We start from the raw sequence: 6,679 nt of genomic DNA, 5'->3' as shown, positions 1-6,679 counted from the left end.
CCAATCCTTCGATTTTCAATGTTATTAAGTATTATTTTATCAAATTTGGAATAAAAAACAAAAGCTTTTGCTTCGCAAACCGAAATTCACCCCGCCACTTATCATTGGTCTTCGCCCACCACATGATTGAAGTGGGGGTACTCTTTCGGTAAAATCCGATAGAAATAATATTTTTGGAAATGACGCACTTTTCATGGAGAACGGCGCGATTCTCATCTATCTGGTTGCGTTTTGGCTGGCCTGACGTTTGTTTCTCTTAAAGAAGATCTTGAACGGACAGCAAGCATTAGCGTTACGCTTGAGAACAATGCCAATTTATGTTCATTTGCGGAACGTGTCTATCAGCATAGTGAAGAAAAGCTGTTCCGGATTCATTCGCGGGGCAACTTTTTCTATGTGAAAGAGGCTGTTCTGGGCCGGTATTTTTCGTTTTGGGGCGGTATCTGAAGTGCTTGGGCTGGTATATGTTTTTTCCGCCCCAGGCGTCCATAATACTGCCCCAAATTCAGTTTTTCCGCCCCAAACTACTCCCATTTCCACTCTTCCGGTAGCTGATAGACTCTTCCTTTTGCCTCTCCTTCTTTTTTTACTGCCCACTTTCCTAACAATTTTTTTGCAGTAGATGCCGATTCGATTCCGGTGAAAGCTCTTATTTGTTTATTCACGGCCTGCGTGCCAAACAGCCTGACATATTCTTTTAAGGCAGGTATATGGGGATTCTTTAAAAAGACGCCGCATCCAAGGCAAATCCATCTTCGCTTCACTCGCTTGACCAGCCAGCAATGGCAGGATTCACAGTGGATACCGGTTTGCAGGTGCTCCGGCTGGACGTTAAATTTTTTCATAATATCCGGGTCATGAGGTTGATGGCACCGTTCAAGCTTATTGGCAAGCTGATGAACTTCTTGTTTTGTTAAAATAATTTTTTTCTCCTGATGAAACTCATCTAATTTAGCTGGAATCTCTTGAGCGTACATGATGAGTGATTGGTCGAAGGTATCTGGCGGAGTCATTTCCATGCGGACATTCGGGTGAGTAAGTGCGATGGCAGCCATAATTGGGATCGGGCGGTCCAGCCAATGTTCAAGCCCACGCTTATGGCGGAGCACTTGAGTTATCGGATCATCAAATGTGAAATTGCCTCTTCTGAGCTGTCTTGTCACACGGTCAAAAATAAGGTGGGCGCTAAAATGTTTAGCGTCAATGATGATAATCATATGCTGGGTAATCACGACCGTATCCATTTGAAAATGAGTATAACCGGTGGAAAACGGGAGGCGTATATCATGAAGAACCCTGATCGCACCTTCAATTTCTGATAAGTAATATAGCAGCTTGCGTTCCCCTTCAAAGCCGGCTTCGCATCGTGCCAGTTCTTCTTTTACTTCTTTCCTCGGTATAATGAGACGTTTATTAAGTGCCGTTAATTTCGTATGCAGGATTGACTTTTTCACGGACCTATCCCCTTTCACTCCCAGCATACAATGTTTCCCTTTAAAAATCTTATTACTTGGTTAAAATTTACACTTTCTTCACAAAAAATCACTCGCTTGGGGCGTTATTTTTCATTTAGGGGCGGTTTCCGTGGTGCTTGGGCCGGTATATGTTTTTTCCGCCCCAAGCGTCCATAATACCGCCCCAAATTCAGTTTTTCCGTCCCAAGCAATAAAAAAATCCCGCCGAGGACTTCCTCAGCGGGATCATCACAACTTATTTCATCCACTCTGTGTGGAATGTGCCTTCTTTGTCAATACGCTTGTACGTGTGCGCGCCGAAGTAGTCACGCTGCGCCTGGATCAGGTTTGCAGGCAGTGTTTCAGTGCGGTAGCTGTCGTAGTACGCAATTGCGCTTGCGAATGATGGAACCGGGATGCCCGTTTCGATCGCAAGGGAAACGACTTTACGAAGCGATGTTTGGTAATTTTGAACGATGTCTTTAAAATAGCCATCGAGCAATAAGTTTGGAAGCGCTGGATTTTGATCAAACGCTTCTTTAATTTTTTGTAAAAATTGCGCACGGATGATGCAGCCGCCGCGGAAAATCATCGCGATGTCGCCGTAGCGAAGGTCCCAGCCGTACTCTTCAGATGCAGCTTTCATTTGTGCAAAGCCTTGTGCATATGAGCAGATTTTGCTCATGTATAATGCTTGGCGGACAGCTTCGATCAAGTCTTTCTTTTGATCTTCGCTTACCTCGACAGCAGAAGGACCGCTTAGCTGCTTGCTTGCTTCGATACGCTCGTCTTTCAACGCGGAAATAAAACGCGCGAATACAGATTCCGTAATGATTGGAAGCGGCACGCCAAGGTCAAGCGCGTTTTGGCTCGTCCATTTGCCTGTTCCTTTTTGGCCGGCTGCGTCTAAAATGAGGTCAACAAGCGGCTTGCCTGTTTCGTCGTCTTTTTTCGTGAAAATATCCGCTGTGATTTCGATCAGGTAGCTGTCAAGCTCGCCTTTGTTCCACTCAGCAAATGTTTCTGCCAGCTCATCTGTTGACAAACCGATCACGTTTTTCAGGATAAAATAAGCTTCAGCAATCAGCTGCATATCGCCGTACTCGATGCCGTTGTGCACCATTTTCACGTAGTGTCCCGCACCATCTGGACCGATATACGTTGTGCATGCTTCGCCGTCTACTTTCGCAGCGATCGCTTCAAAAATCGGACGCACGAGTTCAAAGGCTTCGCGCTGGCCGCCCGGCATGATAGAAGGTCCTTTAAGCGCGCCTTCTTCCCCGCCGGATACGCCCGTTCCAACAAAATTCAAGCCAAGACCAGCAAGTTCCTTATTACGGCGAACCGTGTCCTGGAAGAACGTGTTTCCGCCATCGATAATGATGTCGCCTTTATCAAGATGCGGTTTCAATGAATCAATTGTTGCATCTGTTGCCGCACCTGCTTTAACCATCAGCAAAATTTTGCGCGGTTTTTCAAGTGAGTTTACAAATTCTTCAACGCTGTACGCGCCCTTGAAGTTTTTCCCTTTTGCTTCTTCTTGTAAAAAAGCAGTTGTTTTATCCGCGGACCGGTTAAATACCGCCACAGAGTATCCTCTGCTTTCGATGTTAAGCGCGAGGTTTTTGCCCATAACGGCCAAACCGACGACGCCAATTTGTTGTTGTGTCATAAATGATTCCACCCTTTCTTTTTTTCCCCTTAATTAAGCATTATAGCGAAAGTTATTTTGAATTTAAATACTGTTCTTTACTTTCAATCAATTTCTGCAAAATAGGACTCAGGTTCCCACCTAGTTCTTTCCAGCTTTTTTCGTGGCGGCGCAGGTCGTAAAGCGTCAATAATTCGTAGTCACCGCCATCAAATGAACCATCACGGTTAATCTGGTACCAAAGGTCGCCATTTGGCCGGATCCATTTATCGCCAGTTGATTCAACGGCCTGGCGAATGTCGCGTGCGGCAAACAAATACTTTTTATTTTTCGTTTCGTTGTATGCTTTGATAAACATATTCGCTTCGCCAAGCGCGTGGTTCAGCGACGCGTGAATAAACTGCTTGCCTTGCTGCGGCGAATAATAATCAGCCGGGTAATAACCGTTTTCGGCCGGGACGATATTGTCAATACTGATTAAATTCAGCAGATAATCGCTGTACTCAATGAGTGCCGCCTCCAGCTCCGGTACTCCGAGTTCTTTTCCAATCCGGTGCAAATAAAGCGCAATGAGCTCGTTATGGCGCGTATCAACGTACGGCGCGGTAATGTCATATTTTTGCTTCAGCCACGTACTTGTAAATTCCGTTTTCCAAATAACGTCTTCGCGGGACTCGCGATATACCCATAAATTAGCAGCAGATTGTACAGTTAAATTATAAAAATAACGGTCTTGATACTTGAAGAAACGATCGACCGCTTCTTTTTCAATCATTGTGCCGAGATAGCGGCCGTAGCCGTCTTTTGTAAACGGCTCGACTGACCACGGAAGCTTTTTCATCGGACCATCGACTGTAAACCAGTTGTTTACTTCTTTATAGTTTTCTTTTTGAAAGGTAATCCACTCATTCAAGTGATTCGTCTCATTGAAAAGCGGCTTTTCAGCCAGTAAAAACCATTGCTCTGTCATTTGATCACGTTCAGACGTTAACTCAAACTCAACACCTTTTTGTGTATGGGTAACTGTATCATTTTCAGCGAGCAATTCTCGAATCGTACTTTCCCGCCCGCTTCCATACAATTCAGTGAGTGTTTTTGATGTAAACGAATGGCTCATGACGATTTCATTCATAAATTGATGATTTTTTGTGTAGCGGAATAATCCGACAGGCGGTTTTGTTGGATCAATACCTGTTACTTTATTGTGATCTCGCTCCGGCATGCCTTTCGCCCAGTCGATCACATAATAATCATCTGCATCCTCCATTGCAACGGTACCTTTGAGTGTCCCTTTTCCCTCAAGGCGCATCATCACAAACCGGTCGCCGTTGTTCAGCTTCCGCACATTAACGGTCACATTCGCTGAACCAGCGTCAAGCTCGTATACCGTGTCTTTATACAGAGAATCAAGCCCGTCAGGTTGAAATTCACGCTTCAAACCAAGACCTTCTGCTTCTAAAAGAAGGATCCGGCTGCCTAGCGAGATTTCCGTCGCGTTCGCTGCTGGCTCCGCCTCACTGCCCGCTGTACAGCCTGCCATCACCATCGTCAAAAACAGAAGGAGGAAGGCTTTTTTCACGATAATGCTCCTTTGTTGCGTTTCACGATGCTTTGCAGCTTGTGAAACCCTTCCTTGTAAAAAAGAAACAAGCCGATTACATAAAGCACGACACCAGTCGGGACAAGAACCGCCAGCTGCCAAAGCGAATACAGCTCTTCAACAAACGGACGCATAAAATAAAGCGGCACTGCCATAAACGCCGTCACAATGGCGGTCCGGAGCAGCAGCCCGACCAATCGAGCAGGTTCTGATTTGTCAAAATCTTTGTAAACAAAAATCGTACACGCTGTTAAATAATAAAGGGAGACAATGGACGTTGTGAGCGCTAAGCCCGGATAGCTGAATGGTCCGATAAACAGCCAGTTAAGCAGTACGTTGATCGCAATGGTAAACACGCTGATCCGAAAAACAGTTTTTGTTTTCCCTTGTGCATACAGTGCTTTTGCGACAATATACTGCATCCCCTGCGTCACGATTGTTGGCAAATAAAAAACGAGTGCGACATACGTATTATGCGTATCTTCGGCGGTGAATTTCCCGCGTTCAAAAATAAATGACAGCACTTCTTCACCGACAATCCAAAGTCCAGCTGCAATAGGAGCGAGTGTGAGCAAAGAAATTTGCATGCCGCTGAAAAATGTATTTTGAAAACGCGGCCGGTCGGTGATTTGTTCTGCAAGCAGTGTAAAAATAATAACCGCAATCGTTGTCGCATAAATTGTATGTGGAATGGACGACAGCAGCTGCGCATTATTTAAATACGTAACTGGTCCTTCCCCAATACCGGATGCAAATCCTTTATTAACGAACACATTAATTTGCCCGACAACCGAGCTGAGAATCGCCGGAGCAAGCAAAATAAGAAACGAATGCTGAAATTCTTTATCACCAGACAAGACCGGCTTCCACCGGTAATCCGTTTTAAACAAGTAAAAAAACTGCACAAAAATACCGAAAATCGTTCCGACAATAAACCCGTAAGCGAGACTCGCAATGCCCCACTGCTCAGAAAAAAGAAGCGCAAATGATACACCAAAAAGGGTTTGCAAAAGTTTGGCGACTTGGGATGGGACAAAAATGCGCCGCCCTTGCAAATATGAATCTAAAATACTCGTTAATGCGATGAACGACATAAATACGAAGAAAAATCGCGTAATAGAAATAGCGGTCTCCGCCGTTGCATCTGTCATATTTCCGTAAATAATCGGGACGAACCAAGGCGCAAATAAATAACCCGAAAGAGAGATTAATATAAACAGAAGAAACGTGACATTCATAATGGCACTGGCTGTCCGGTCGGTCCGCTCCGGATCGTTCTGCCTGTTCTTCACATAAAGCGGCAAAAAGACGTTATTAAAGCCTCCGGCTATCATTGCAATAGCCAATGTAATAAATGAAAAAGCAAGTAAATAGCCATCGGTCTCGCTGCTGACGCCGAACTTATACGCCATAATGCTTTCCCGGACAAAGCCAGATAATTTAACGATAAGTGCAAATACGGCGAGCCACAGCGCTGTTTTTTTCAAAGACATAGTTGTCGTACACCCCAGTTTTTATTTAAATTCCCCTGTTTATCTTACCTTATTTGCCTCCTTCATGCGAGAATCCGTCAGAAAGAGTCCAAAAGAAACACTGTAAGATAAGCTGACAAAATCACACATTCTTTTCTTTTCTGTTTTATATTAAAGATACATTAAAAATACATCTTCATTTTGAAAGGAGTTTTTTAAATGAATATTTTCAATTTCTTTTACGGATTCTTAGCCAATGGCGATGCAGATAAAGAGGTTTCTCACAATTTAACGGATTCGTTTACAGGTATCGAGTCTTACTGGACACCGTCCTCTAAATAAGATGTACAACATGAAAGCCCGCTCTGGCCAATTGGTCAGAGCGGGCTTATTTTAAATGAGCCGATAAACGGGCGCCTTGCGCTTTTCTTTTGTCCAGCTTCAGGCGCCATCGGCTCGAGGTTATAAGCCAAGCCCTTCTGGAGGCAAAAAGCGCCTCCGC

At 44.6% G+C, this 6,679-nt stretch carries 6 protein-coding genes; 2 read left to right on the top strand and 4 right to left on the bottom strand.

Annotation, left to right across the window (positions count from 1 at the left end; translation table 11 throughout):
- Window positions 1–231 precede the first annotated feature (231 nt).
- Window positions 232–447 carry an ROK family protein gene (locus VQ00_RS17515; RefSeq protein WP_046181419.1) on the top strand — a complete coding sequence of 72 codons (216 nt, stop codon included), beginning with the start codon at window positions 232–234 and terminating at the stop codon, window positions 445–447.
- Between the two features lie 77 nt (window positions 448–524).
- Here VQ00_RS17515 and VQ00_RS17510 read toward each other — a convergent pair whose 3' ends face one another.
- The 4 genes from VQ00_RS17510 to murJ form a co-directional block, all read right to left on the bottom strand.
- Window positions 525–1,454, bottom strand: coding sequence for a nuclease-related domain-containing protein (locus tag VQ00_RS17510; protein WP_046181418.1), 930 nt, complete (start codon window positions 1,452–1,454; stop codon window positions 525–527).
- Window positions 1,455–1,710: 256 nt separating this feature from the next.
- Entirely contained in the window at window positions 1,711–3,126 is a 1,416-nt protein-coding gene (gene gndA / locus VQ00_RS17505; RefSeq protein WP_046181417.1) for an NADP-dependent phosphogluconate dehydrogenase, read from the bottom strand.
- Between the two features lie 52 nt (window positions 3,127–3,178).
- Window positions 3,179–4,684 (bottom strand): hypothetical protein, encoded by a 1,506-nt coding sequence (locus VQ00_RS17500; protein ID WP_046181416.1) that lies wholly within the window; start codon window positions 4,682–4,684, stop codon window positions 3,179–3,181.
- On the bottom strand, window positions 4,681–6,198 hold the full coding sequence (gene murJ, locus VQ00_RS17495) for a murein biosynthesis integral membrane protein MurJ (protein WP_046181415.1): 1,518 nt from the start codon (window positions 6,196–6,198) through the stop codon (window positions 4,681–4,683). Before murJ ends, VQ00_RS17500 begins: the two co-directional genes overlap by 4 nt.
- Before the next feature lie 198 nt (window positions 6,199–6,396).
- On the opposite strand from murJ, the gene VQ00_RS19420 reads away from it, so the two are divergent.
- A complete protein-coding gene (locus VQ00_RS19420; RefSeq protein WP_281175944.1) occupies window positions 6,397–6,519 on the top strand; it encodes a hypothetical protein in 123 nt (40 codons plus the stop codon).
- Window positions 6,520–6,679 lie beyond the last annotated feature (160 nt).

The sequence above is a fragment of the Domibacillus tundrae genome, assembly GCF_000970675.1.
Classification (GTDB): domain Bacteria; phylum Bacillota; class Bacilli; order Bacillales; family Domibacillaceae; genus Domibacillus; species Domibacillus tundrae.
The sequence above is the reverse complement of the archived record's forward strand: the minus strand, read 5'-3'. Positions and strand labels throughout refer to the sequence as shown.